Origin of the sequence: Microbacterium paludicola (genome assembly GCF_039529675.1) — a bacterium.
In the GTDB taxonomy this organism is placed as follows: Bacteria; Actinomycetota; Actinomycetes; order Actinomycetales; family Microbacteriaceae; genus Microbacterium; species Microbacterium paludicola.
Genome location: NZ_BAAANG010000035.1, coordinates 1 through 22,334, shown reverse-complemented (window position 1 = coordinate 22,334; position 22,334 = coordinate 1). Strand labels below are relative to the sequence as shown.

Below are 22,334 nucleotides of genomic sequence, written 5' to 3'. Positions count from 1 at the left end.
AGGCTCAGGCAGGCCCCACGGGCTGGCGCAGAATGGTGCGCCGCCGCTCGGGAGGGACGCGGCGGAAATCGCTGAGATAGATCTCGTGGTGCCGCCCGGTCGGCACCAGGCCCTCGGCCGGGATCACCTCGTCGTGCATGCGGGCGAGCACCGGCCCCTCGTCGTCGAACGCGCCGATGTGCAGCGTCTGCAGGCACCGGCCCTCCGCGAGGGGCTCGAGGCGCACCGCCGCGGGCGCGTCGACGCCGGCGAACAGGGAGTCCTCGACCCACTCGGGCACGAGGATCATCAGCGTCCAGTGCCACAGCGACTTGTCGCGCGCGCTGGTGAACACCGCCATGTCGTCGGCCCACCACAGCCCCTCGAGCGGCGGCACGACGTAGTCGCGGTCGAGCTCGCGCCGGCTCGCGAACTTGAGCCGATACGCCACGGGGTAGAGGGCCTCGATCGCCTCCGCGAACGACCCGGTGTTGGGATCGCCGTGACCGTCGATCATCAGGTACCGCGCGTCGGGGACGTCGAGGAAACGGAACTCGCCCCGCTTCGCGCGGTACCCGTCCAGCGTCTTCTTGAGGTCGACCTTCTCGGACATCCGGATCTCCTCGGCATGGCCATCTGCAAGGGGTCTCGGTTCGCGAGCGGATGCGCCGTTCTCCCCGCCGAGGCGGCGGCGTACGCTCGGAACATGACCAGGGCACTGCTGATCGTAGACGTGCAGAACGACTTCACCGAGGGCGGGGCGCTCGGCGTCACCGGCGGCGACGCGGTCGCGGTCGGCATCACCCGCCACCTGACCGAGCACGCGGGCGATTACGCGGTGATCGTGGCGTCGCGCGACTGGCACGACCCCGACAGCGACAACGGCGGGCACATCGTGCCGGCCGGCAGCGATGGCGCGCCCGACTTCGTCGACTCGTGGCCGCCGCACTGCATCGCCGGGACCGAAGGCGCCGAGTACGACCCCGGCCTCGACACCGCCGCGGTGACGCATCACGTCAAGAAGGGGCAGGGTAAGCCCGCGTACTCGATGTTCGAGGGAGTGACCGACGACGGCGACACTGTCGCGGCCGTTCTCGCCGCGCGCGGCATCGAGACCGTGGATGTCGTCGGCATCGCGACGGATCACTGCGTGCGGGCGACCGCGCTGGATGCGCTCGAGCACGGTCAGCACGTGCGCGTGCTCACCGACCTGATCGCCGGGGTCGCCGCCGAGCCGAGCGAGGCAGCCCTCGCCGAGCTCGCGCACGCCGGCGCCGAGCTCGCCTCGAGCGGGCGGGCATGACCGCCCGCGACATCCGCGTGACCCTGGACATCGAGGTCCAGACCCCGAGCGAGCTGGAGATGCAGATCGCCGTCGCCCACGTCCCGGGCATCGAGGTGGACGAGACGCTCGACGTGACCCTCGACGGCGCGCGCGTCGACGTGGAGGAGCTCGTCGACGCCCTGGGCGGCCGGATCCACCGGATGCAGCTGGGCACGGGCGAGCTGAGGGTCGCGTATCGCGCCGCCGTCGAGGATCCGGGAACACCCGTCGCCGTCGCGCCGCACGACCGATCCGTCTACCTGCGGCCGAGCCGCTACGCCGAGTCCGACCGGTTCCTCGCGCTCGTCGGCTCGCAGTTCGACCGGGGCCGGACGCCCGCCGAGCTGGTGGACGACGTGGTCGCGTTCGTGGCGTCGCGGCTGAGGTACGTCCCCGGCGTGAGCGACGTGAACGACAGCGCGATCGACACGCTGCTGGACGGCGCCGGCGTCTGCCGCGACTACGCCCATCTGACAATCGCGATCCTGCGGGCACTCGGCATCCCCGCGCGTCTTGCCGCGGTCTACGCGCCCGGTCTCAGCCCCATGGACTTCCATGCGGTCGTCGAGGCGATCGTCGACGACGAGTGGATCGTGGTGGATGCGACGCGGCTGGCTCCCCGGCAGACGCTCGTCCGGATCGCGACGGGTCGGGATGCGGCCGACACGGCGTTCCTCGACAATCACGGCGGATCGATCCTGTTGCGCTCGTACGGCATCCTCGCGACCGCGCGGGGTTCCCTTCCCGTCGACGACGGCACTCAGCGGCTGCGGCTCGCCTGATCCGCGGCCGGAGATCCGCTCAGTCCAGCGCGCGCAGCTTGCGCTCGAACACGGTCCGCTCGGCGGCGCTGCCCGTCAGGCGCGCCGCGGTCTGGAGCTCGTGGCGGGCCTCGTCCGTCCGGCCGAGGCGGATGAGCAGCTCGGCGCGGACGCCCGGCAGCTGCGCGTAGCCGGGAAGCTTCCCGGCGAGGTCGTCGACGATCCGGAGGGCGGTCGCGGGCCCCTCCGACATCGAGACGGCCACCGCGCGGTTGAGCTCGACCACGGGTGACGGCGCGATCCGGCCGAGCGCCTCGTAGAGCACGGCGATCCGCTCCCAGTCGGTCGCCTCGACCGATGACGCCACGTCGTGGCACTCCGCGATCGCCGCCTGCAGCGCGTAGGGGCCGCGTCCGCGGCCGAGGGCGTCGCATTGCGCGAGTGCGTCCCGGCCCAGCGCGATCAGCCCGCGGTCCCAGCGGGTGCGGTCCTGATCCGCCAGCAGGATGGGCTCTCCCGCGGCGTCGAGACGTGCGGGGAACCGGGCGGCCGTGAGTGCCATGAGCGCGACGAGCCCGTGCGCCTCGGGCTCCCGCGGCACGAGCCCCGCGAGCACGCGCGCGAGGCGCAGGGCCTCGCGGCCGAGGTCGATCCGCATCCAGCGCTCGCCGCCGGATGCCGAGTACCCCTCGTTGAAGATCAGGTACAGCACGCTCAGCACGGCCGACAGCCGCGCGGGATACGCGTCGGGAGAGGGCACCTCGAACGGCACGGCGGCCGCGGCGAGGGTCTTCTTCGCGCGCACGATCCGCTGCTGCACGGTGGCCATGGGAACCAGGAACGCCCGGGCGATCTCCTCGGACGTGAGGCCCCCGACGACGCGCAGCGTCAGCGCGATGCTCGCCTCGCGCGAGAGCACCGGATGGCACGCGACGAAGATCAGGCGCAGGACGTCGTCCTCGATCGCGTCCGGATCCCATCCGGGCTCGGTCGTCTCGTCGAGGTCGCGGGCGAGCTCCGCGTAGCGGTCGTCCTGCGTTGCGCGGCGGCGCCAGTGGTCGATCGCGCGGCGCTTGCCGACGGCCACCAGCCAGGCGCCCGGACTGGAGGGGACGCCCGAGGCCGGCCACGACGTGAGCGCATCCGCGAGCGCCTCCTGCGCGACGTCCTCCGCCAGCGCGAAGTCGCCGGTCATGCGCGTCAGCGTCGCGACGATGCGCGCCGACTCGATGCGCCACACCGCCTCGACCGCTCGTCGCGCGGACGCGGCGGCGGCCGAGGTCGGGTGCGTGCTCATCTCAGTCCTGCTCGGCCTTGCGCGCGAGCTCCTCGCGCCACTCGTCTTCCTTCTGGATCCACTCGTTGTCGGCCGGGAAGTCCTCCGGGCCGGTGACGCGGCGGACCTCGAGCTTGCTTCCCGGGCCGAGCGGTGCGCGCTTGGCCCACTCCGCGGCCTCTTCGATCGTCGGCACCTCGAGCATCCAGAAGCCGTTGAACAGCTCCTTGGTCTCGCCGTAGGGGCCGTCGGTGACGACGGGCGGGGTCTGGCTGAAGTCGACGACCACGCCGGCCTCCGGGGCCAGGCCGTCGCCGCCGACCATCACGCCGGCCTTCATCATCGACTCGTTGTAGGCACCCATCTCGGCGATGACCTCCTCGAACGGCTTCTGCTCGTAGGTGGCGACCGCCTCGTCCGTCGCGCGCATGATCAGCATGTACTTGGCCATCTCGAACTCCTTCGTCGGTTGCGGGCCGTCTCTCGACCCTTCACTCAGGCGTCGGATGGGAACAGCCCGGATCGACACCCGCAGAAGAAATCTTTCATCGGATGTCGATCCGGGGACAGCTCAGTTCAGCGCGGGAGTGTCCTGCGGGATGACGCCGTCGCCGTAGAGGTCGGTCGCGAGGTCGCGCAGGGCGCGCAGCGCGACGCGCTGAGGCAGCGGCCCGTACGAGATGCGCGCGACGCCGAGCGCCTCGTACTCGGCCGCGGGGAGCGCGCCGGGCAAGCCGATGACGCTGAGCTTGCGGTCGCCGATGCCGGCGACGAGACGCTCGGTCAGGCCGCGGTCGAGCGGGCCGGGGACGAACACGAGCGACGCGCCGGCATCGAGGTAGGCGCGCCCGCGCTCGATCGCGTCGGCGACGATCTCGTCGATCGGACGTCCGCGTCCCAGCACGAACGAGTCCGCGCGGGCATTGAGCTGGAAGGGCACGCCCTCCGCCTCGGCCGCCTTGACCGACGCCTCCACCCGCGCCACCGCCTCCGACAGCGGCACGAGCCGGTCCTCGATGTTGGCGCCGACAACGCCGACGCCGATCGCGCGACGGGTCGTCTCGCCCGGATCGTCGTAGCCGTTGTCGAGGTCGGCGGTGACCGGCAGGTCGGTGGCGGCGACGATCTCGGCGACCGCGGCGATCATCGCCTCCATCGGGATCTGGCCGTCGGCGAAGCCGTGGCTCGCGGCGATCGAATGGCCGGCGGTCGCGATGGCCTTCGTGCCGGGAAGGTCGCTCACGACCTTCGTGCTGATCGCGTCCCAGACGTTGACGACGCGGAGGATCTCCGGCGCCTCGTACAGCGACCTGAGGGTGAGGGCCTTCTCAGTGGTGGTGGTCATGAGGACGACGCTACGCCTGCGAGGGACACAGGCCCATCTCGCGCCGGTGAACGGTTCCGGCACGTGCGGCACCGCTCCCTGGGCATTAGTGTGCGCGGCATGGGAACTCTCGTCTACGACAGCGTCGTGCCGCCGATCGAGATCGAGGATCGCGCCCTGGCGCACCTGAAGGTGGTGGTCATCGCCAAGCTGCGGCGAGGCGAGAGCTTCGCGGTGTCGTGGGCCCACCCGCCGGGGAAGGAGGGCGGCCGCTCCACCATCTGGCTGCACCCGGGAATCCCGCTGCGGTTCATCTTCGAGGAGACCGAACAGCCCGAACTCAACCAGCGCTGGCTCGCGACGATGGCCGAATCGGCCAATGCACTGGGCGGCATCACGCTGACGGCCGAGGAGGTCGAAGGCTGACACGCCGCGGGTGGGTGCTCGCGGTGCAGACTGGGGGGTGCCGGCCGGCGCCGGATGAGTGCCGCGCGGCTCGAGAGGAGCGCTCATGGCTGATGTCGTGATCATCGGAGGCCACGGGAAGGTCGCGCTGCTGGCGCTGCCGCTGCTGGCGGAGGCGGGGCATTCCGCCACCGCCGTCATCCGGAACCCGGCGCACGCCGCCGATGTGGAGGCCGCAGCCGGCACCCCGCTCGTGCTCGACGTCGAGAACGCGACGGAGGACGAACTCGCCGCGGCGTTCACGGGGCGCGACGCGATCGTGTGGTTGGCCGGTGCCGGCGGGGGAGACCCTCGCCGCACCTACGCCGTCGACCGGGACGCGGCCATCCGCAGCATGGACGCCGCCGCGCGCGCGGGAGTGCGCCGGTACGTGATGGTGTCGTACCTCGGCGCGGGGCCGGATCACGGCGTGCCCGAGGACAACTCCTTCCACGCGTACGCGGAGGCGAAGGCCGCGGCCGACGCGCACCTGCGGGCGTCGGGCCTCGACTGGACGGTGCTCGGTCCCGCAGGGCTGACCCTCGAAGAGCCCACCGGCCTCATCGACGTGGCGCCGCTGCCGGAGGACGCCGAGCGCAAGGTGTCGCGCGCGAACGTCGCCCGCACCATCGTGGCGGCCCTCGACCTGGATGCGACGATCCGCCGGACGATCGAGTACGTCGACGGCGCGACGCCCATCCCGGAGGCGTTCGCCCGGGTCTGAGGGGGATGGTGGGCCCCGTGGGGCTCGAACCCACGACCCTCGGATTAAAAGTCCGGTGCTCTGCCAACTGAGCTAGAGGCCCCGCACCTACTTTACGGGCCGGATGAGCCGACGATGCGCGGCGCGGTTAGCCTGGATCGATGACCGACGACTTCCACAAGCCGGTGCGGCGTCCGTCCGAGACCTTCGACCGGCTCTTCGCCGCGGAGGATCCTGCGGAGGTGTCGCGCGCCGCGCACTCGACCGCCGCCGCTCTGCTCTCGCGCGTGCGGCACGAGCAGGATCCGGATGCCGTCGACCGCCTCGTCGCGTTCACGTCTCGACACGGGATCGACGACATCGCCGAGCTGTGGTCGCGCTCGCCGGCGAAGACGCTGCCCGGTTCGCTCTGGCGTCTGTACCTCGTGCAGCTGTCGATCCATGACGATCCCGCCACCGCGGCGCTGCTCTACGACCGCGGCCGCGTCGAGCTGCACTCGTCGGATGCCGTGGTGGCGGGCGCACCGGTTCCCGCGGGCCCGACGGAGCTCGTCGCCCTGATCGACACGATCCTGCGCGGCGCGTTCCAGGGCGACTTCGCCGTGGCGCTCGACCGGGCGGCCGCGTTCTGCCGGGTGCAGGCCTCGGGCGCGACGCACCTCGCCGACGACTACGAGCTCACCGAGTCGCACCGCGCAAGCGAGCTCACCACCCGCGCGCTGCGCCTGTCGACCTACGCCGACGACCTCGCCGCCTCGGCGAAGCTCTGGCGCCGCGACTCCCTCACCTGACCCGCGCGAAGGACGTCGCCAGAGAAAAGAAATACCGGGCCGCAGAAACGCCTCTCGGCGCGAGGCCGCTCGCGGCGGCGAAAGTTGGAGCCCGGGGTTTGCTGCGGCCCGGCTGTTCAAGTCTAACGGAGGCCTCCGGCAGGGTATTCCCGGGGCCGTCATGCTCACCGGATGCCCAGGCCATGCATAGGCTCATCCCATGACCTGGCGCTTCGCCCTGCTCGTCGCCCCCGTGGCGGCCGACGACCCCCGCACCGACTTCGCCGACACGCTCGCCGTGATCGATCCGGATGCTCCCGCGCTCAGCGTGGGCGAGCTCAGCACGCAGCGCGGCGACGGCATCTTCGAGACGATCGGCGTCGTCGACGGGCACCCGCAGGAGGTGCAGGCGCACCTCGAGCGGCTCGCCCACTCCGCGCGGCTGTGCGACCTCCCCGCCCCGCACCTCGGGCAGTGGCGCGCGGCGGTCGAGCGCGCGGCCGCCGAGTGCCCCGCCGGTGAGAGCGCGATCAAGCTGATCCTGAGCCGAGGCGTCGAGCGCGCGGCGACCGGGCTCGAGGGCCCGACGGCCTGGGTCACGGCGTCGCCCGTCGCCGACCACACCGCCGCCCGCACGGACGGCATCAAGGTCGCCACGCTCGACCGCGGACTCGACAGCGGGGCCGCGACGCGCGCACCCTGGCTGCTGCTCGGCGCGAAGACCCTCTCCTACGCCGTGAACATGGCGGCGCTCCGCGAGGCCCATCGCCGGGGCGCCGACGACGCGATCTTCCTCACCAGCGACGGCTACGTCCTCGAGGCGCCCACGGCGTCGGTCATCCTGCGCCGCGGCGACACGTTCGTCACCCCGGAGCCGACCGGCGGCATCCTGCAGGGGACGACGCAGTTGAGCGTCTTCGACTGGCTCGAGGAGCACGGGCATTCCACCGGCTACGAGCACGTCCCGGCGGCCGCCCTCGCCGACGCCGACGCGATGTGGCTCGTCTCGAGCGTGCGCCTCGCCGCCCCGGTCACCCACCTCGACGGCGTCGAGCTTCCCGTCGACCGCGAGCTCACCGCCGCGATGAATGCGTATCTGCTGAGCCCGCGCGACTGAAAGCCGCTCTACAGCACCTCGACGCGACCGCCGGTCACGGCCACCGCCAGCGGCGGCAGGTTGATGCCGAGGGCGCGGGACGGCGTGACCGAGGTGAGCTCCGCGATGAGCGCCGGGTCCGCGCCGCGGGCGAGAAGGCGCTGGACGGCATCCGACACGGATGACGTGCTCCCCGCGAGCGCGGACGTGCCGGCGACCGTGGCGACGCCGTCGCGCACGACCACCTCGGAGCCTGCGAGCACATACTCGCCGTCGCCGAGGCCGGCAGCCGCCATGGCGTCCGAGACGAGCATCGCCCGCCCGGCGCAGTCACGCAGCGCGAGGTCGAGCACGCGGTCGTCGAGGTGGTCGCCGTCGCCGATGAGCTCCACGGTGATCCGCTCGTCCGAAAGTCCGACGCCGACGGGCCCGGGGGAGCGGTGATGAAGCGGGGGCATGCCGTTGAACAGGTGGGTCATCACCGAGGCGCCCCGGTCGATCGCGCGGCTCACAGTGTCGGCGTCCGCCTCGGTGTGGCCGACGGCGACGCGCACCCCGGCGTAAACAAGCAGCGGGATCGCGTCGAGCGCGCCCGGCAGCTCGGGGGCGAGCGTGATCATCCGGATGGCGCCGTCGCCGGCCGCCAGCAGGGCCTCGATCTCGGCGGGTGCGGGATCGCGGAGCAGGTCGCGGCTGTGCGCGCCTCGCCGGCCGTGGCACAGGAACGGGCCCTCGAGGTGGAGCCCCGCCAGAGCGCCCGACCGGACGAGCGGGGCGAGCTCGGCAAGGCGCATGCGGGTGTCGTCGAGCGTCCCGGTGGCGAGCGACGCAACGAGCGCGACGGAGCCGCGACCGGCATGCCACGCGATCGCCGCGGCCGGGTCGGCGCCGGGGGTCGCGAAGTCGACGCCGCACGCGCCGTGCACGTGCGCGTCGACGAAGCCCGGCAGCAGCGCGTCGACCTCGCGGTCAGGGCGGCGCGGCGCCTCGCCGGTCCCGCTGTCCGCCAGACGGCCATCCTCGATGAGCGCCCAGCCCGGTCCATCCGATCCGTTCCCGTCGATCAGGCGGCGGGCGGAGACGAGGGAGGCGGTCATGGATCCATCAAAGCAGGACGGCCCCGCCCGAAGGCGAGGCCGTCCTGGCGAACGATCAGTGGATCAGCCGAAGCGGCCCGAGACGTAGTCCTCGGTCGCCTGCACCGACGGGGTCGTGAAGATCGTGGCGGTGTCGTCGTACTCGATGAGCTTGCCCGGCTTGCCGGTGCCCGCGATGTTGAAGAACGCCGTCTTGTCGCTCACGCGCGAGGCCTGCTGCATATTGTGCGTGACGATCACGACCGTGTAGTCGTTCTTGAGCTCGGAGATGAGCTCCTCGATCGCGAAGGTCGAGATCGGGTCGAGGGCCGAGCAGGGCTCGTCCATCAGGATGACCTGGGGCGACACGGCGATCGTGCGGGCGATGCAGAGACGCTGCTGCTGACCACCCGACAGGCCCGAGCCCGGGCGGTCGAGGCGGTCCTTGACCTCGTTCCACAGGTTGGCGCCGCGCAGCGACTTCTCGACGAGGTCGTCGGCGTCGCTGCGGGAGATGCGCTTGTTGTTCAGGGTCACGCCGGCAAGGACGTTCTCGCGGATCGACATGGTCGGGAACGGGTTGGGACGCTGGAACACCATTCCCACCTGCCGGCGCACCATCACGGGGTCGACGCCGTTTCCGTACAGGTCCTCGCCGTCGAGCAGCACCTCGCCCTTCACGTACGCGCCGGGGATGACCTCGTGCATGCGGTTCAGGGTGCGAAGGAAGGTGGACTTGCCGCAGCCCGACGGGCCGATGAAGGCCGTCACGGAGCGGGGCTGGATGTCGATCGAAACGCCCTCCACGGCGAGGAAGTCGCCGTAGTACACGTTCAGGTCGTTGACTTCGATGCTCTTTGACACCTGGGTCTCTTTCTGTTTATCGCAGTCGGGAAAGTCTGAGTCGGGTGGGGGTCAGCGGCCGGTCATCTTCGGCGCGAAGAACTTCGCGACCACGCGCGCGCCGAGGTTGAGCACCATGACGATCAGGATGAGCGTCAGCGCGGCGGCCCACGCGCGGTCGAGGTAGGCCTGCACGTCGGTGCCCGGGGTGTCGTAGCTGTAGAACGCGAACACCGGCAGCGTCATCATCGGGTCGTCGAGCAGGTCCATGTTCAGGTTCGGCGTGATGCCCGCCGTCAGCACGAGCGGGGCGGTCTCGCCGATGACGCGCGAGATCGCGAGCATGACGGTGGTGGTGATGCCCGTGATCGCCGTGGGGAGCACGACCTTCACGATCGTCAGCCACTTCGGCACGCCGAGCGCGAACGACGCCTCGCGCAGCTCGTTGGGGACGATCCGCAACATCTCCTCGGTGCCGCGCACCACGACCGGGATCATCAGCACGCTGAGCGCCAGGGCGCCCATCATGCCGAACGAGATGCCGGGGCGGATGAACAGCGAGAACACGGCGTAGATGAACAGACCCGCGACGATCGACGGGATGCCCGTCATGACGTCGACGAGGAACGTGATCGTGCGGGCGATCCGGCCGCGGCCGTACTCGACGAGGTAGATCGCCGTCATGATGCCGATCGGCACCGAGATGACGGTCGCCGTCAGGGTGATCAGCACCGTGCCCCAGATGGCGTGAACGGCACCGCCGCCCTCGCCGACGACGTTGCGCATCGACCAGCTGAAGAACGTGCCGTCGAAGCGCGCGAGTCCCTCGGCGACAACGGTGAACAGCAGCGACACGAGCGGCAGCAGCGCGAGCACGAACGCGGTCGCAACGAGGGCGGTCATCAGGCGGTCGACCGCGTGGCGGCGGCTCTCGGCGATGCTCGAGAACACCGTGATGGCGATCAGGTAGATGATCATGCCCACGAGCAGGGCACCCACGATGTTGAACTGCGCGAGGTCTCCGCCGATGTTCAGCACGACGAACAGGGCGATCGAGACGAACATCGAGAAGCCGAGCAGGATCCACGGCATCCCCTTGGGCATGCGGCCCGAGGTGAGCGAGGACGTGCTGACCTTCGGCGCGTCAGGGGCGGTGGCGGTGGCGGTCGACATCAGTTCGCTCCAGAGAACTCGGCCCGGCGCGAGACGATCCAGCGCGCGAGGAAGTTGACGCCGAACGTCACGACGAAGAGGATCAGGCCCGCCGCGACGAGGGTCGCGGTGCCGTCGCCGTGCGCCTCAGGGAAGCGCAGCGCGATGGTGGCCGGGATCGTCGAGGGGTTGACGGTGCTGAGCAGCTGGAAGGTCACGAGCGACGACGGGGCGAGCACCATGGCCACGGCCATGGTCTCGCCGAGCGCGCGGCCGAGCGCGAGCATCGCGGCCGAAACCATTCCACTGCGGGCGAACGGAAGCACGGCCATCCGGATCATCTCCCAGCGGGTCGCGCCGAGAGCCAGCGCGGCCTCCTCGTGCAGCTTGGGCGTCTGCAGGAAGATCTCGCGGCAGATGGCGGTCATGATCGGCAGGATCATGACCGCGAGCACGAGACCGGCGGTGAGGATGGTCTTTCCCGAGCCGGAGGGCGCCGCGTTCTCCGGCACCGCGAACAGCGGGATCCAGCCGAGGTTCTCGTTCAGCCACCGGTAGATCGGCACGAGCATGGGGCCGAAGGTCAGGGCGCCCCAGAGGCCGAACACGACGGAGGGGACGGCCGCGAGCAGGTCGATCACGTAGCCGATCGCGCTGGCGAGCCGCCGCGGCGCGTAGTGCGAGATGAACAGCGCGATGCCGAGGGCGATGGGCGAGGCGATGACGAGGGCGATGAGCGCGGCCCAGAGCGTGCCGAACACGAGCGGCCACACCCACTCGAGGAACGGCTGGCCCCTGAGGATGTTGTTGTCCGTCGTGTCGGGCTTGAAGGCAGGCAGCGACTGGACGATCAGGAACAGGGCGACCGCGGCCAGGACGACCAGGATGATCAGGCCGGAGCCGAGCGCGGTGCCCGAGAAGATGAGGTCGCCGGGGCGCTTGACGGCCTTCGGCGGCGTGCCGGGCGCCGAGGTGGGCGCCTCGGGCTCCGTCGTGGTGGTGGTCATGGAGTTCCCGCTCCTCAGGGTTTCGGGTTCGTGCTGGGCGCTTCGTGAAGCCGGGGATTCGTCAGTCGGAAATGCGGCCGGTGCCCTCGCGCTCCTCGGAACCGAGGATCCCACAGGGGGAGGGGCGCGAGGGCACCGGCGGTGCTGATGAGCTGATCAGGCGGTCAGGGTCACTCCGTGACGATGGCGTCGATCGCGGCGGTGGCCTTCTCGATCAGGCCGGTCGACAGCGGGGCGGCGCCGGCGGCCTCGGCGCCGATGGCCTGGCCCTCCTCGGAGGTGACGAACTGGAAGTACGCCTTGACCAGGTTGGCGACCTCCGGGTCCTCGTACTCGACGCAGCCGATGAGGTACGAGACAAGGGCGATCGGGTACGAGCCGGCGGGGGCGGCGGCGGCGTCGACGGCGAACGCGAGGTCGTGGTCCGAACGGCCGTCCTCGAGCGGCGAGGCCTCGACGAGCGCCGCGGCGGCGTCGGCCGAGTATGCGATGAACTCGTCACCGTTCTGCACGGCGACCTGACCCAGCTCCGAGGTGCGCGACGCGTCGGCGAAGCCGATGTAGCCCTCACCCGCGGCGATGGCGTCGACGACGCCCGAGGTGCCGTCGGCACCCTCACCGCTCTGCAGCGGCCAGGTGTCCTCGGGCTCCCAGGTCCAGACGTCGGGCGCGGTGGCGGACAGGTAGCTCTGGAAGGTCTCCTGCGTGCCCGACGCGTCCGAGCGGTGCACGGGGGTGATCGTCGTGGCGGGCAGCTCGACGCCCTCGTTCAGCGCGGCGATCGCGGGGTCGTCCCACGAGGTGATCTCGCCGGCGAAGATCTTCGCGATCGTGTCGGCGTCCATGTTCAGCGTGTCGACGCCGGGCAGGTTGAAGGCGACGGCCACGGGCGAGATGTAGTTCGGGACCTCGACGATCTCGTCGGTCGCGCAGGAGCCGAAGCCGCCCTCCTCGATCTCCTCGATCGTGAAGGCGCGGTCGGAGCCGATGAAGTTCGACGCACCGGCCTTGAAGTTGTCGCGGCCGACGCCCGAGCCCGTGGACTCGTAGAGGACGTTCGCCTCGGGGTTGGCCATCTGGAACTCGGCGACCCAGGCCTCCTGAGCGGAACCCTGCGACGATGCGCCGGTGGCCTCGATCGTGCCGCTGATGCTGGTCGAGGGCTCGGTGCCTTCGGAGGGAGCCGAGGAGCCGCCGTTGCCGGCCGGGGCCTCGTTGGAGGCGCAGCCGGCGAGGGTGAGTGCAGCGACCGCGCCAAGGGCCGCGATGCTGGAGAGACGGGTGATCTTCACTGTGTATCCGTTTCGATCAGGGATTCAGGGACGTCCCCCACCGGGTTGCAGGGCACGTCGTGACGCTAGGAGAGGGCGGTGACGAGACTGCGGTGCGCGGGTGAACGGATGGTGAACGACCCCCATCGATCCCGGATCAGAGGCGGAATCCACGGCGTTCTCACACGATTCGAGATCGAATCGTGAGACGTGGATATCGGTCAGGCCTTCGGCGCGTGCGTCTCGATCGCGACGATGCCGGATCCGGGATTGGTCGCCGAGATGTGCACGACGCTGAACGCGCCGGTCTCGAGCGCCGCGGCGTCCGAGAGGTACGAGCCGCGCATGGTCCCCGTCGCGAGCGCGAGCTCGGTCAGGATCTCGGGCAGCACCGGGCCATGGCTGCACAGCACCGCGGGCTTGCCGGAGCGCACGCGGCGCCCGACGACCTCGCGCACTCCCGCGGTGCCGTCCTCCCAGGCATCCTGACTGATCAGGTCGGTCTCGTGGATCCGGCGACCCGTCGCCTTCGACAGCGGAGCCACTGTCGACATGCAGCGCACCGCCGTGCTGGAGACGATGCGACGGACGCCGAACGCCTGAAGGGGCCCGCTGATCGCCTTCGCCTGCGCACGCCCGCGAGGGGCCAGCGGGCGCAGCGCGTCGCGGCCATCCCATTCGTCGCGCGACAGCGCCTTCCCGTGCCGCAGTGCGACGATCGGGAAGGTGTGGAGCACGCCGTCGTCGAGCAGCCGCTCGAAGTGCTCGAGGATCTCGATGTCGACGGGATAGCTGAGACGCGCGTGGGCCTTCTTCAGGCTCACCCACTCGACACCCGAGACCTCGTCGTTCGGGACGAACGTGCTCGCGCGGATCGCCTCGTCGGTGGCGGCGGCCGACCAGTAGTGGACGATCTTCTGCTTGCCGCTGGGAAGCGTGTAGCGGGAGACGCCCAGCGGGCAGCCGAGCGTCGTCCGGATCCCCGTCTCCTCGTGGATCTCGCGCACCGCCGTCTCCACGAGCATCTCGCCCGGATCGACCTTCCCCTTCGGCAGGGTGAGGTCCCGGTACTTCGTCCGGTGGATGAGCAGCACGCGCAGCTTGCCGTCGACGAGCCGCCAGACGACGCCCCCCGCGGCGTAGACCGCGAGATCGGCGGTCATCGGATCGCGCGCGCCTGACGGCGACGCTTCACGGAGGACATCCGGCGGTCCTGCAGGTCGAGCAGCGGCTTCCCGTCGGCGTCCACGCTGCGACGCGTCCACACGCCGTCCTCGCCGAGATGCCACGAGCTGATCCGCTCGTCCATCGCGAGATCGAACAGGTTCAGCAGCTCGGTGACGTGCGCGGGAGCCGTGACGCGCACGAGCGCCTCGACGCGGCGGTCGAGGTTGCGGTGCATCATGTCGGCGCTGCCGATGAACACCTCGGGAGAGCCGTTGTTCTCGAATGCGAAGATGCGCGAGTGCTCGAGGTAGCGACCGAGGATCGAGCGCACGGTGATGTTGTCCGTCACGCCGGGAAGGTCCGTGCGCAGCGAGCAGATGCCGCGCACCCACACGTCGACCTTCACGCCCGCGATGCTCGCCCGGTACAGCGCGTCGATGATCTGCTCGTCGACCATCGAATTGACCTTGATGCGCACGCGGGCGGGCTTGCCGGCGAGCGCATTGCGGCGCTCGCGGTCGATCAGGCGCAGCAGCCCCTTGCGCAGGTGCAGCGGCGCGACGAGGAGGCGCTTGAACTTCTTCTCGATCGCGTAGCCGCTCAGCTCGTTGAAGAGGCGCGTCAGGTCGCGGCCGACCTGCGGGTCGGTGGTGAACAGGCCGAAGTCCTCGTACAGGCGGCTCGTCTTTGGGTTGTAGTTGCCCGTGCCGACGTGGCTGTAGTGCCGCAGCTCGCCCTTCTCCTCGCGGATCACGAGCGCGAGCTTGCAGTGGGTCTTGAGGCCGACGAGGCCGTAGACCACGTGCACGCCGGCCTTCTCGAGCTTGCGCGCCCAGACGATGTTGTTCGCCTCATCGAAGCGCGCCTTCACCTCGACGAGCGCGAGCACCTGCTTGCCGGCCTCGGCCGCGTCGATGAGGGCCTGCACGATGGGGCTGTCGCCGGACGTGCGGTACAGCGTCTGCTTGATGGCGAGCACGTGCGGATCCCGCGCGGCCTGCTCGAGGAACGCCTGCACGCTCGTCGCGAACGACTCGTACGGGTGGTGGACGAGCACATCCGACTTGCGGATGGCCGCGAAGATGTCGGGGCGCGTCTCCTGGTCGACGGGCTGGAACGGCACCGCCGTCGTCGGCACGTGCGGCGGGTAGTGGAGGTCGGGGCGCTTGATCGCCGACAGGGCGAACAGGGCGCGCAGGTCGAGCGGCCCGGGGAGGCGATAGACCTCCTGCTCGGTGATGTCGAGCTCCTTGATGAGGAGGTCGAGCGTCAGGTCATCCATGTCGTCGTTGATCTCGAGGCGGATCGGCGGGCCGAAGCGGCGCCGCAGCAGCTCGGCCTCGAGCGCCTGGATGAGGTTCTCGGTCTCGTCCTCCTCGATCACCACGTCCTCGTTGCGGGTGAGGCGGAACGCGTGGTGGTCGAGGATCTCCATGCCGGGGAACAGGTCCTCGAGGTGCTGCGCGATGAGCTCCTCGAGCGGCAGGAACCGCATGCTCTGGCCCTCGGAGTGGGGCACCGCGACGTAGCGCGGCATCATCGGCGGGACCTTGAGGCGCGCGAACTCCTGGCGGCCCGTCCGCGCGTTCCGGATCCGGATGGCGAGGTTGAGCGAGAGACCCGAGATGTACGGGAACGGATGCGCCGGGTCGACGGCCAGCGGCATCAGGACCGGGAAGACCTTCGCGTGGAAGTAGTCGTACAGCGCGGTGCGCTCGTCGACGCTCAGCGCGTCCCATCCGACCACCTCGATGCCGGTCTCCGCGAGCGCGGGACGCACCGCGTCGTTCCACGCCCTCGCGTGACGCAGCTGCAGGCGGTGGGCCTCGGCGGAGATCGCCGCGAGCGCATCCGCGGGCGCGACGCCCACGTTCGTGGGAACGGCCAGGCCGGTCACGATGCGCCGCTTCAGACCGGCGATGCGCACCATGAAGAACTCGTCGAGGTTGCTCGCGAAGATCGCGAGGAAGTTCGCGCGCTCGAGCAGCGGCAGCGTCGGGTCCTCCGCCAGTTCCAGCACCCGCTGGTTGAACGCCAGCCAGCTCAGCTCGCGGTCAAGATAGCGGTTCTCGGGGAGCTGGGCGTCGGGAGCCTCTACGGCGGCGTCGAAGTCGTCGTCCTCGGCGTCGCCGATGCCGGTGTCCACGATTGCGGAGTCGATCATGCGGCCATCCTGCCACCGTCGCGTGACGCGTGGATGAACGGGGCTCAGGTCTGCGCGGGCGTCGCGGGCAGCTGGTCGTCCTCGTAGACGTTGAAGCGGTAGCCGACGTTGCGGACGGTGCCGATCAGCTGCTCGAGGTCGCCGAGCTTGGCGCGCAGGCGCCGCACGTGCACGTCGACCGTGCGCGTGCCGCCGAAGTAGTCGTAGCCCCAGACCTCGCTCAGCAGCTGCTCGCGCGTGAACACCCGCGACGGGTGCGTGGCGAAGAAGTGAAGCAGCTGGAACTCCTTGTAGGTGAGATCGAGCGGCTTGCCGTGCACCTTCGCCGAGTACGACGACTCGTCGATCGTGATGCCGGAGGTCTGGATCCGGGTGCTGACCTGCTCGGTGGCCTGCCGTCCGATCGCGAGACGGATGCGCGCATCCACCTCGGCGGGACCGGCGGACACCAGGATGACGTCGTCGACGCCCCAGTCGGGGGAGACGGCGGTGAGCCCGCCCTCCGTGACGATCAGCAGCAGCGGTGCATCGAGCCCCGTGGTGTTCAGGATCTTGCACAGCGACTTGGCGCCCACGAGGTCGGTGCGCGCATCCACGAAGATGACGTCGGCGCTCGGCGCGTTGACGAGTTGCGCCGGCTCGGCGGGGATCTGCCGCACCCGGTGGCTCAGCAGCTCGAGCGAGGGCAGCGCAGCGCTTCCTCCGGGGGCGGAGCTCAAGACAAGCAGCTGGGCCAAGCGATGTCCTTCCGGCACGGTGGGGATTCGCGCCTTGGCATCGATGCGGAAGGGGCGCCGCATCGTGACCCCATCATAGAGCGCTCGTCGCGCGTGCCCGCGCCGGGCCGGTACCACTCCCAGGGGAGGGGTTTGCCGCCATGGGGCGTCGTCGCCGACAATGGGGCGATGACCATCCCCGAGCTCGCTCCCCGCCGCCGCTACGGCGCAATCGCGGCGACGTGGGCGTTTGCGCTGGTTGTGGCGGTGGTGATCGCGGTGGTCGTGCCGCTCGACTCCCACTTCCGCTGGTTCGGCCTCGTCGGGGGAGCGACGCTGATCTTCGCGTTCGCCGCCCAGCTGGTCGACGGCCGGCCGAGCGGTTTCATCTTCCGGGTGAGCGTCGCGGCCCTCGGCGGCATGACCCTGATCGGCATCGTCGCGCTCGTCGCCGTGCTCGCCGCCGTCAGCCCCGCGTGACGGACTAGACTGGCCACATGGATCTCGTCGCGCTCGAACTGTTCTTCGTCGGGCTGCTGGGCCTCGCCAGCCTGGCGATCGCCTTCGTCTCCGGTGCTGTGGTCTGGAACCTGTTCCGCGGCCAGCGCTGAGGGAGGGCGGCATGATCGAGCTGCCTGAAGACCTCCCCGCCGACCTCGTGCCGCTGTCGTGGCTCCTCGGCGTGTGGGAGGGCACCGGCGTCATCGACTACCGCGTCGGCGACACCCACTTCGAGGGCGAGTTCTCGCACCGCGTCAGCTTCAGCCATGACGGCGGTCCGTTCCTGAACTACTCCGCCTCCGCCACGCTCGCCTCCGCCGACGGCACACCGTCGCGTGCCCTGAACTCGGAGACCGGGTTCTGGCGCCTCGCGCGACCGTCGACCGCCGCCGAACCGGGCCCCGGCCTGCTGCCGCCGCGCGAATCCGAGGTCGCGCGGACCGCCGACGACGTCGAGAAGCTGCGCAACGCCGCCGGCGGGTTCGACATCGAGGTCTCGCTCGTCCACTCCGACGGCGTGAGCGAGCTGTATCTCGGCCAGGCGAAGGGCCCTCGCATCGACCTCGCGACGGATGCGGTCGTGCGCACGGCGAACGCCCGGCACTACGCGGCGGCGACGCGGATGTACGGCCTCGTCGAGAATCACCTGCTGTGGGCCTGGGACATCGCCGCCCTCGGCCGCGAGCTCGGCTCGCACGCCTCGGCCCGTCTCGCGAAGGTCTCCTGATGACGGCCGGCGACGTGCCGTTCTTCGCCGATCGACCGGGTGCCGTGGCGTCGGACGACGGCATCGCGCACTTCGGCGACCCGGTGCGCGAGCAGCGCCGCCTCGCCGCGGGTGAGGCGGTCGTCCCGCGGGATGACCGTGCCGTCATCGAGGTGGAAGGGCCGGATCGGCTGACCTGGCTCGACTCCATCACGTCGCAGGCCCTGCGCACCCTGGCACCGGGGACGCCGACCGAGCTGCTCGTCCTCGACCCGAACGGCCGCGTCGAGCACGCCGCCGGGGTGCTCGACGACGGCAGCTCGACCTGGCTGATCGCCGATGCGGGCGACGTCGCGGGACTTGCCAAGTGGCTCACGATGATGCGGTTCCGCTCGAGGGTCGAGGTGCGCGTGCGGGACGACCTCGCCGTGCTCGGCTACACCGAGCTCGGCACCGCCGAGAAGACCGTCGCGCTGATCGCGCACCGGCCCCACGACATGCCGCTCGTGTGGGGCGACCCGTGGCGCGAGGTGGCGACCGGCGGCTGGCAGTACGCCGCCGCTCCCGCGCACCCCGGCGCCGACTACACCTGGATCGAGGCCATCGTCGAGCGCGACGCCCTCGCGACGCTCGAGGACGTGGAGCTCGCCGGCCTGCTGGCGGCGGAGGCGCTGCGGATCGCCGCGTGGCGCCCGCGCTGGGGGCGCGAGGTCGACGAGCGCGCCATCCCGCACGAGTACGACTGGCTGCGCACGGCCGTGCACCTCGACAAGGGCTGCTACCGCGGCCAGGAGACCGTGGCGAAGGTGCACAACCTGGGCCACCCGCCCCGCCGTCTGACCCTGCTGCATCTCGACGGCAGCGACAGCGTGCTGCCCGAGCCGGGAACTCCCGTCCTGCTGGCGTCCTCCGGCGACGATGCGAGTGAGGTCGGCCACATCACAAGCAGCGCGCGGCACCACGAGCTCGGACCCATCGCGCTGGCGGTGCTCGCGCGGCGAGTGCCCGCCGACGCGACGCTGGAGATCCGCACCGACGGATCGCGCATCGCCGCCGCGCAGGAGATCATCGTCCCCGCCGACGCCGGAGCGACCGCCGAGGTGCCGCGCCTGACGCGCCTGTCACGGCGCCCGCTCGCGCAGCAGCCGCCGACGACATAGGCGACGGGCCGGATGTCCGACCCGCAGCGGGACCAGCCCTCGACCGACACGGTCGCCGTGCCGGTCACGTGGCGCACGCGCTTCTCGCCGCGCCCCGGGCTCGCGCGCGTGCGCGGATCCTGGATCGCCGTGGCGCAGATCGTCGTCGCCGCGACGGGCGCATTCCTGATCGGCCGATACCTGCTCGGGCACGAGACGCCGATGATCGCCGCGACCGTGTCGATCTCGAGCCTCGGCCTCGCGCGCGATGCCCGCCCACGCCAGGTCGCCGAGACGGTCGTGGGGATGCTGACGGGAATCCTGCTGTCCGAGGCGCTGCGCCTCGGCGTCGGCAGCGGCTGGTGGCAGCTCGCGATCACGCTGAGCGTGACCATGCTGGTGGCGCGGTTCCTGTCTCCGTCGCCGGCCTTCGCGATCGCCGCGGCGATCCAGGCGGCGATCGCGATGATCCTGCCGGTGGCGCCGGTGCCGTTCACACGGCTGCTCGACGGGGTCATCGGCGGAGTCCTGGCGGTCGTCGTGACCGCGCTGCTGCCGCGGAACCCGGCCGCCGCCGCCCTCCGCGACGCGCGGGCGTTCTTCGCCGGCTTCGATGCGGCCGCGGCCCGGCTCGTCACAGGCGCGCGACGCGGCGACCGCCTGCGCGCCGAGCGCGGGCTCGAGAAGGCGCGCGGGCTGCAGCCGGCGCTGGATGCGTGGCGCACCTCGCTCGAGTCGGGACTGTCGATCGCGCGCATCTCGCCCTTCCTGCGCGGGCGGCGCGCGGAGCTCGACCGGCAGGCGCGCATCCTCCACGCGATGGATCTCGCCATGCGCAACCTCCGCGTCGTCGGCCGCCGCATCGTGTACGTCGTCGAGGACCGGCAGCCGCGCACGGTGCCCGGCGAGGTGCTCGCCGAGATCGCGCGCGCGGCGACGCTCGTCGGCGCCTCGCTCGACGACATCGCGCATGAGCCGATCGCGCGCGAGAGCCTGCTCGCCATCGCGCGCCGGCTCGACCCGGCCGCCATGCTCCCCGGGGAGTCGCTCGGCGAGCAGGCGCTGCTGTCGTCCCTGCGACCGCTCGTGGTGGATCTGCTCGTCGCGACGGGAATGCCGCCGGCCGAGGCGCGCGCCGCGATCCCGCGGATCTGACCCGGGCCTGGTCAGGCCGGCCGCACCACGTCCCACGGGACCGTGAGCTCGCCGAGGCGCCATCGGCTGCGGGAACCGAGCACGGGCGTTCCGGATGCGCGCAGCGCGGCGACCGCCGCCATCCAACGCTGCGTCGGTCCGAAGGGGGCGAGGGCCGCGGCGCGCTCCCACTCCCTGTCGAGCGCGGCGAGGAGGTCATGGATGCGCTCGCCGGGCACGTTGCGATGGATGAGCGCCTTCGGCAGCCGCTCGGCGACGATGCTCGGCCGCTCGAGATCGGCGAGGCGCAGCGAGATCGTGAGCCGCGCGGGGGAGCCGTCGGCGGACACGTCGATCCAGCTGCACACGCGGCCGATCTCGTCGCACGTACCCTCCACGAGGACGCCGCCGGGTGCGAGGCGGGCGGTCATCCGGTTCCAGGCTCCCGGCACATCCTGCTCGTCGTACTGGCGCAGCACGTTGAACGCGCGGATCACCGCGGGACGCCGTCCGCCGGGAACGGGCACCTCGAAGCCGCCCCGCGCGAAGGAGACGCGGGCGTCGGCGGCGAACGCCGTGTCGCCGCGCCGGGTCGCATCGAGCTGCTCGGTGGCGCGCGCGACGCGCTCCGGGTCGATCTCGAGCCCGAGCAGCTCGACGTCGCCGCGCACGCGGCGAAGGCGCGCCTCCAGTTCGAGCGTCGTGACCCCGTTCGCGCCGTAGCCGAGGTCGACGACGAGCGGATCCGACGCCCGTCGGAGCTCCGCGAGGTGCGCGATCCAGCGGTCGACGCGTCGCAGCCGGTTTGTTCCCGTCGTGCCGCGCGTCGGGCGACCCTCGGGCTTCGGCATGACTCCATTCTCGCCTGCCCGGCACAGGCGAGGCGGAAGCCGCCGAGGCGGGGCGTGCCTCCCGCTCGCTAGGCTGGAGCCATGGCACACACCCTGATCCTGCTGCGACACGGCCAGAGCGAGTGGAACGAGCTCAACCTCTTCACCGGATGGGTCGACGTCCGGCTCACCGAACTGGGCCGCGCCGAGGCACAGCGCGGCGGCGAGCTGATGAAGGAGCAGGGAGTGCTCCCCGACATCGTCCACACGTCGGTGCTCAGCCGCGCCATCCAGACGGCGAACATCGCGCTCGACCACGCCGACCGGCTGTGGATCCCCGTCAAGCGCTCGTGGCGCCTCAACGAGCGTCACTACGGCGCCCTGCAGGGCAAGGACAAGGCCCAGACCCTGGCCGAGTTCGGCGAGGAGAAGTTCATGGAGTGGCGTCGCTCGTTCGACGTGCCGCCGCCCGTGATCGACCCCGCCGACGAGTACGCGCAGACGGACGACCCCCGTTACGTCGGCATCGACGGCGAGATCCCCGGCAGCGAGTCGCTGAAGATCGTGATCGACCGGATGCTTCCGTACTGGGAGGGGGAGATCGTCCCCGACCTGAAGGCGGGAAAGACCGTGATCGTCGTCGCGCACGGAAACTCGCTGCGCGGTCTGGTCAAGCACCTCGAGGGGATCAGCGACGAGGACATCGCCGCGCTGAACATCCCGACCGGCATCCCGCTCGTCTACGAGCTCGACGACGACATGAAGCCGACCGGCGCCAGCCGCTACCTCGACCCCGAGGCCGCTGCCGCCGGCGCCGCCGCGGTCGCCTCCCAGGGCAAGAAGTAACGCCGCCGCCCTCGCTCGCAAGGGCGCCGCTTGCGGCCCCGTGTGATGTATCAGGACTTCGGTGACGATTCTGCATCAGGACATCGGTGACAGTTGGTGCATCAG

24 protein-coding genes and 1 tRNA gene are annotated in these 22,334 nt (G+C 71.0%); 11 read left to right on the top strand and 14 right to left on the bottom strand.

Going from position 1 to position 22,334, the window contains the following annotated elements:
* Positions 1–4 precede the first annotated feature (4 nt).
* Positions 5–592, bottom strand: coding sequence for a GyrI-like domain-containing protein (locus ABD161_RS13480; protein WP_344003933.1), 588 nt, complete (start codon positions 590–592; stop codon positions 5–7).
* Positions 593–685: 93 nt separating this feature from the next.
* Between ABD161_RS13480 and ABD161_RS13475 the strand changes: the two genes are divergently transcribed.
* Both ABD161_RS13475 and ABD161_RS13470 read left to right on the top strand, forming a co-directional pair.
* Positions 686–1,282, top strand: coding sequence for an isochorismatase family protein (locus tag ABD161_RS13475; protein ID WP_344003930.1), 597 nt, complete (start codon positions 686–688; stop codon positions 1,280–1,282).
* Positions 1,279–2,085: a transglutaminase-like domain-containing protein gene (locus ABD161_RS13470; protein WP_344003928.1), complete on the top strand. Its 807-nt coding sequence runs from the start codon at positions 1,279–1,281 to the stop codon at positions 2,083–2,085. The genes ABD161_RS13475 and ABD161_RS13470 overlap by 4 nt, the downstream gene beginning before the upstream one ends.
* A gap of 19 nt (positions 2,086–2,104) precedes the next feature.
* Here the strand turns inward: ABD161_RS13470 and ABD161_RS13465 are convergent, their stop codons facing one another.
* The 3 genes from ABD161_RS13465 to ABD161_RS13455 all read right to left on the bottom strand — a co-directional run bounded on the left by ABD161_RS13465 (position 2,105) and on the right by ABD161_RS13455 (position 4,685).
* The gene (locus tag ABD161_RS13465; RefSeq protein WP_344003925.1) at positions 2,105–3,361 is read right to left on the bottom strand and encodes an RNA polymerase sigma factor; all 1,257 of its coding nucleotides are present in this window, start codon (positions 3,359–3,361) and stop codon (positions 2,105–2,107) included.
* Between the two features lies 1 nt (position 3,362).
* On the bottom strand, positions 3,363–3,791 hold the full coding sequence (locus tag ABD161_RS13460; RefSeq protein ID WP_344003922.1) for a YciI family protein: 429 nt from the start codon (positions 3,789–3,791) through the stop codon (positions 3,363–3,365).
* Between the two features lie 120 nt (positions 3,792–3,911).
* The gene (locus ABD161_RS13455; protein ID WP_344003919.1) at positions 3,912–4,685 is read right to left on the bottom strand and encodes an isocitrate lyase/PEP mutase family protein; all 774 of its coding nucleotides are present in this window, start codon (positions 4,683–4,685) and stop codon (positions 3,912–3,914) included.
* 99 nt (positions 4,686–4,784) lie between these two features.
* On the opposite strand from ABD161_RS13455, the gene ABD161_RS13450 reads away from it, so the two are divergent.
* Entirely contained in the window at positions 4,785–5,090 is a 306-nt protein-coding gene (locus ABD161_RS13450) for a DUF7882 family protein (protein WP_135112359.1), read from the top strand.
* A gap of 85 nt (positions 5,091–5,175) precedes the next feature.
* Positions 5,176–5,832 (top strand): NAD(P)H-binding protein, encoded by a 657-nt coding sequence (locus ABD161_RS13445; RefSeq protein WP_344003913.1) that lies wholly within the window; start codon positions 5,176–5,178, stop codon positions 5,830–5,832.
* Between the two features lie 6 nt (positions 5,833–5,838).
* Here ABD161_RS13445 and ABD161_RS13440 read toward each other — a convergent pair.
* A tRNA-Lys gene (locus ABD161_RS13440) sits at positions 5,839–5,914 on the bottom strand.
* A 58-nt stretch (positions 5,915–5,972) separates the two neighbouring features.
* Here ABD161_RS13440 and ABD161_RS13435 point away from each other — a divergent pair.
* Positions 5,973–6,602, top strand: a complete 630-nt coding sequence (locus ABD161_RS13435; RefSeq protein WP_344003910.1) for a DNA-directed RNA polymerase subunit beta — start codon at positions 5,973–5,975, stop codon at positions 6,600–6,602.
* Positions 6,603–6,801: 199 nt separating this feature from the next.
* Complete coding sequence (locus ABD161_RS13430) at positions 6,802–7,698, top strand: aminodeoxychorismate lyase (protein WP_344003907.1); 897 nt, start codon at positions 6,802–6,804, stop codon at positions 7,696–7,698.
* Positions 7,699–7,706: 8 nt separating this feature from the next.
* Here ABD161_RS13430 and ABD161_RS13425 read toward each other — a convergent pair whose 3' ends face one another.
* From ABD161_RS13425 to ABD161_RS13390, 8 genes are all read right to left on the bottom strand, one after another.
* Positions 7,707–8,774, bottom strand: a complete 1,068-nt coding sequence (locus tag ABD161_RS13425; protein ID WP_344003904.1) for an N-acetylglucosamine-6-phosphate deacetylase — start codon at positions 8,772–8,774, stop codon at positions 7,707–7,709.
* A 63-nt stretch (positions 8,775–8,837) separates the two neighbouring features.
* On the bottom strand, positions 8,838–9,617 hold the full coding sequence (gene pstB, locus ABD161_RS13420; protein ID WP_135112369.1) for a phosphate ABC transporter ATP-binding protein PstB: 780 nt from the start codon (positions 9,615–9,617) through the stop codon (positions 8,838–8,840).
* 51 nt (positions 9,618–9,668) lie between these two features.
* A complete protein-coding gene (gene pstA / locus ABD161_RS13415; RefSeq protein ID WP_344003899.1) occupies positions 9,669–10,769 on the bottom strand; it encodes a phosphate ABC transporter permease PstA in 1,101 nt (366 codons plus the stop codon).
* Positions 10,769–11,755: a phosphate ABC transporter permease subunit PstC gene (gene pstC, locus ABD161_RS13410; RefSeq protein WP_344003896.1), complete on the bottom strand. Its 987-nt coding sequence runs from the start codon at positions 11,753–11,755 to the stop codon at positions 10,769–10,771. The genes pstA and pstC overlap by 1 nt, the downstream gene beginning before the upstream one ends.
* 170 nt (positions 11,756–11,925) lie before the next feature.
* On the bottom strand, positions 11,926–13,047 hold the full coding sequence (locus tag ABD161_RS13405; protein ID WP_344003894.1) for a phosphate ABC transporter substrate-binding protein PstS: 1,122 nt from the start codon (positions 13,045–13,047) through the stop codon (positions 11,926–11,928).
* 200 nt (positions 13,048–13,247) lie between these two features.
* Complete coding sequence (locus ABD161_RS13400) at positions 13,248–14,189, bottom strand: NUDIX hydrolase (protein ID WP_344003891.1); 942 nt, start codon at positions 14,187–14,189, stop codon at positions 13,248–13,250.
* On the bottom strand, positions 14,186–16,357 hold the full coding sequence (locus tag ABD161_RS13395; RefSeq protein WP_344003888.1) for an RNA degradosome polyphosphate kinase: 2,172 nt from the start codon (positions 16,355–16,357) through the stop codon (positions 14,186–14,188). Before ABD161_RS13395 ends, ABD161_RS13400 begins: the two co-directional genes overlap by 4 nt.
* A 44-nt stretch (positions 16,358–16,401) precedes the next feature.
* Complete coding sequence (locus ABD161_RS13390; protein WP_344003886.1) at positions 16,402–17,094, bottom strand: response regulator transcription factor; 693 nt, start codon at positions 17,092–17,094, stop codon at positions 16,402–16,404.
* A 168-nt stretch (positions 17,095–17,262) separates the two neighbouring features.
* Between ABD161_RS13390 and ABD161_RS13385 the strand changes: the two genes are divergently transcribed.
* The 4 genes from ABD161_RS13385 to ABD161_RS13370 all read left to right on the top strand — a co-directional run bounded on the left by ABD161_RS13385 (position 17,263) and on the right by ABD161_RS13370 (position 20,574).
* Positions 17,263–17,553 carry a hypothetical protein gene (locus tag ABD161_RS13385; protein WP_344003883.1) on the top strand — a complete coding sequence of 97 codons (291 nt, stop codon included), beginning with the start codon at positions 17,263–17,265 and terminating at the stop codon, positions 17,551–17,553.
* 142 nt (positions 17,554–17,695) lie between these two features.
* A complete protein-coding gene (locus ABD161_RS13380; RefSeq protein ID WP_344003880.1) occupies positions 17,696–18,301 on the top strand; it encodes a nitrobindin family protein in 606 nt (201 codons plus the stop codon).
* Positions 18,301–19,440 (top strand): CAF17-like 4Fe-4S cluster assembly/insertion protein YgfZ, encoded by a 1,140-nt coding sequence (gene ygfZ / locus ABD161_RS13375; RefSeq protein ID WP_344003877.1) that lies wholly within the window; start codon positions 18,301–18,303, stop codon positions 19,438–19,440. Before ABD161_RS13380 ends, ygfZ begins: the two co-directional genes overlap by 1 nt.
* Before the next feature lie 12 nt (positions 19,441–19,452).
* Entirely contained in the window at positions 19,453–20,574 is a 1,122-nt protein-coding gene (locus ABD161_RS13370) for an FUSC family protein (protein ID WP_344003874.1), read from the top strand.
* A gap of 11 nt (positions 20,575–20,585) precedes the next feature.
* Here the strand turns inward: ABD161_RS13370 and ABD161_RS13365 are convergent, their stop codons facing one another.
* Positions 20,586–21,404, bottom strand: coding sequence for a class I SAM-dependent methyltransferase (locus ABD161_RS13365; RefSeq protein WP_344003871.1), 819 nt, complete (start codon positions 21,402–21,404; stop codon positions 20,586–20,588).
* An 81-nt stretch (positions 21,405–21,485) separates the two neighbouring features.
* On the opposite strand from ABD161_RS13365, the gene ABD161_RS13360 reads away from it, so the two are divergent.
* Positions 21,486–22,229: a phosphoglyceromutase gene (locus ABD161_RS13360; RefSeq protein ID WP_344003868.1), complete on the top strand. Its 744-nt coding sequence runs from the start codon at positions 21,486–21,488 to the stop codon at positions 22,227–22,229.
* The last annotated feature ends 105 nt before the right edge of the window (positions 22,230–22,334 follow it).